Origin of the sequence: Pseudomonas sp. Kh14, from assembly GCF_900291005.1 — a bacterium.
Lineage (GTDB): Bacteria > Pseudomonadota > Gammaproteobacteria > Pseudomonadales > Pseudomonadaceae > Aquipseudomonas > Aquipseudomonas alloputida.
The window spans coordinates 1-275 of record NZ_OLKJ01000097.1 but is presented as its reverse complement, the minus strand read 5'-3'; the positions used below and the strand labels follow the sequence as shown (position 1 = coordinate 275).

1 pseudogene is annotated in these 275 nt (G+C 68.0%); it reads right to left on the bottom strand.

The features are described 5' to 3' along the window. Positions 1 to 275: pseudogene (locus FQ668_RS29125) on the bottom strand (LTA synthase family protein); the annotation flags it as partial.

Here is a 275-nt window from a genome sequence, read left to right as displayed (position 1 = left end):
GGCCCGTGCTGGCCAGGGGGGTGAAGGTTTGCGTCCGGCCCATCCAGCCTTCAACCTGGCGCTGCAGGTTGCCGGCCCCGGCCGACAGCAGTTGGTGGGTGAGGTTGTATTGCCGCCATTGCTCGGCGTCGGAAGGTAGCAATTGCTGGCTACCCCAATGAGTACCAAACAGCAGCAGCGGAATGGCCCAGGCCTAGCGTGGTAGCGGCTGGCTGCGTTGCGTGCGGCTGCGCCAGACGCTGGCCAGCCAGGCCAGCAGGCCGGCGCCCATGGCC